The sequence below is a fragment of the Desulforhopalus vacuolatus genome (assembly GCF_016918505.1).
Classification (GTDB): Bacteria; Desulfobacterota; Desulfobulbia; order Desulfobulbales; family Desulfocapsaceae; genus Desulforhopalus; species Desulforhopalus vacuolatus.
The window spans coordinates 1-2,293 of sequence record NZ_JAFFPZ010000076.1; the positions used below are offsets into that span (position 1 = coordinate 1).

Consider the following 2,293-nt stretch of genomic DNA (forward strand, 5'->3'; position numbering starts at 1 on the left):
GTTCCCACCCGATTTGCATATTGTTGCTCAAAAACCACATTATACTGTTTGGTTTTGTGCTGAATTCACAGCCGATGGTACGAAAATCAATTTCAGGCCGTTTTTTAGCTCCAACCGGGAATAGCTGTCATCTGGCCATGAAGATTGCGGCGTCAGATCAGGAGGTGGAGAGCAAAAAAGCGAAGGTGAAGCTGGACCAGTGGGTACGGCTGCACGATTACAATATTGCGCAGAAGGTGCAGGTGATCATTGAGCACTTCCGGGACAATGTCCAGGGGCTTTTAGGCGGTCAGGCGAAGGCCATGGTGGTAACCAGTTCGAGAAAAGTGGCGGTGCGTTACAAGCTGGGCTTTGAAAAATACATTATCCAAAAAGGCTATACCGACATCCACGCCCTGGTGGCCTTTTCCGGCGAGGTGGAATTCTCAGAAAACGATCCCCACGCCGAGGGATTGCTGGGGGAAAAATTCACTGAGACCAGCTCGAACATGAATCCGCAGCTCAAGGGCCGGGATATACGCACCGCCTTTGACAGGGACTATCAAGTGATGATCGTGGCCAACAAGTTCCAGACCGGATTCGATCAGCCCAAACTGTGCGCCATGTATGTGGACAAGAAGCTGGGCGGCGTGGAGTGCGTGCAGACGCTGTCCCGGCTAAACCGCATCTGTCCCGGCAAGGCCGAGAGCGGCACCTTTGTGCTCGATTTTTTTAACGACTCCCAGGATATCCTGGACGCCTTCCAGCCCTACTATCAGACGGCGGAACTGGCGGACGTCTCTGATCCCAATCTGATTTTCGACCTGTTCGAGAAACTGCGGGGTTCCGGCATTTTTCTGTGGCAGGAAGTGGAGCAGTTCTGTGAGGCCTGGCTCAAGCAGGGGAAAAGCAACGCCGCCATCGCCAATATCTGCAAACCGGCGGTCGAACGGTGGAAGGTTCGGTATAAGGATGCGCTGCGTGCCTATACTAATTCTAAAGAGATATTTGAACGCACCAAAAAGACGAAAGATCCCGTGCTCATTGCCAACGCGGAGAACAATTTTAATGCGTGCAAAAAGGAAAAGGACGGGCTGGAGATTTTCAAGAAGGATCTGGGCACCTTCGTGCGGTTTTTTGAGTTCATGTCCCAGATTGTCGATTATGACGACAAGGATCTGGAAAAGCTCAGCCTCTACGCCCGCAACCTGCGCCCCATGCTCCGGGAATCGATCCTGGATGAAGACGATATTGATCTTCAGGGAGTCGTCCTGAGCCATTACCGGCTGTCGAGGATCAAACAGCAGAACCTGATGCTTGAGGACACCGCAGGGGAATACAATCTGCAACCCGGAGACGGCCCGGGACTGGCCAAAGCGAAAAATCGTCAGGAAGAGCTGCTCACTCAGATCATCACCCGCCTCAACGAGCTGTTCATCACCGACAACCTCACAGACCAGGATCTGGTCAACTACGCCTGTACCATTCGGGACAAGGTGCGCGAAAACGCCGAGGTCATGCTGCAAATTGCCAACAATTCCCCGGAACAGGCCATGCTGGGGGATTTTCCAGGGGCCGTCGATGATGCCATATTCGACAGCCATGAGGCACATCTGGAGCAGTGGAAACAACTGCTGGAAGATCCACAACGGGCAGCAGGGTTTGCCAGGGTGGTGTTTGATCTGCTGCAGGGAAATGAGGGATAAACGGATGTATGATACCAATCACATTTTGTATTGGCGGATTTAAAGGCCGGGGAACGGGAAAAGGGAGAAAGGAGACGGGAAAAAGCAAAAGACGGAACAGCGAAAAACTTTTTGCCAAAGGAAAGCTCTAAACATGTGAATAAAGGCTTTTTATATAAAAAAGACAAAGGCAAAAAGCGGTAAGGCAATTTTTACCGCGAAGAACACGAAGGAACGCGAAGAAAGGCAAAAGACGGAAAGACAACGAAACACACTATTTTTTTTATAAAAGAATTAACGACAAAGACGGATGGCTAACGAAATACACGGAAAATTTATATAATACCAATTGCATTAAGTTATACCCCGTTTTGTATCCTGTTTATCCATTTGTGGTTACAAACTACAAAAGGAACCACGAATGAACACGAATGGACACGAATTATTACTCATTCGTAATCGCCCCCAATTGCCTTACCGCTTTTCGCCTTTCCCGCTTTAACTTATATTTCGCACCTTGCAAAAAAAATATTTTTTTAAAAAAAAACGTCAAACATTCAAGATGTTGTCAAGCAAGAGATGATCTTCATTTTAACTCTATACTAAGATGAGTGATTTACGCTTTATTC

At 48.6% G+C, this 2,293-nt stretch carries 1 protein-coding gene; it reads left to right on the forward strand.

The window, feature by feature from the left end; all coding sequences use genetic code 11:
* Positions 1-1,685 (forward strand): type I restriction enzyme subunit R domain-containing protein (locus JWG39_RS15915; RefSeq protein ID WP_205220427.1); only part of this gene is annotated, 1,685 nt, incomplete at its 5' end.
* Between the last annotated feature and the right edge of the window lie 608 nt (positions 1,686-2,293).